Source organism: Desulfobulbus alkaliphilus, assembly GCF_016918545.1.
In the GTDB taxonomy this organism is placed as follows: domain Bacteria; phylum Desulfobacterota; class Desulfobulbia; order Desulfobulbales; family Desulfobulbaceae; genus Desulfobulbus; species Desulfobulbus alkaliphilus.
Map to the genome: position 1 here is coordinate 1 of NZ_JAFFQC010000290.1, position 431 is coordinate 431.

The following is a 431-nucleotide window of genomic DNA, read 5'->3' on the forward strand; positions in this document are numbered from 1 at the left end:
TGGCCTTGCGCAGGTTGAAGAACAACTTCTTCTGCGCCGCGGTGGTGCCCATCTTCACGAGCGACCAGCTGCGCAGGATGTATTCCTGGATCGAAGCGCGAATCCACCACATGGCGTAGGTCGCCAGGCGGAAGCCCTTATCGGCGTCGAATTTCTTGACGGCCTGCATCAGGCCGACGTTGCCCTCGGAAATGACTTCGCCGATCGGCAGGCCGTAGCCGCGATACCCCATGGCGATCTTGGCCACGAGACGAAGGTGCGAGGTGACGAGACGGTGGGCGGCTTCGGGGTCCTGGTGCTCAGACCAACGCTTGGCGAGCATGAACTCCTCATCCTTGGTCAGCATCGGAAATTTGCGGATTTCCGTCAGATAGCGCGACAGGCCTTGTTCAGGCGACATCACCGCGAGCGTACTATTGGCAGCCATATAC

1 protein-coding gene is annotated in these 431 nt (G+C 59.9%); it reads right to left on the reverse strand.

Going from position 1 to position 431, the window contains the following annotated elements:
- On the reverse strand, positions 1–427 hold a 427-nt coding region (locus JWG43_RS20940), incomplete at its 3' end, for an RNA polymerase factor sigma-32 (RefSeq protein WP_205244403.1).
- Positions 428–431 lie beyond the last annotated feature (4 nt).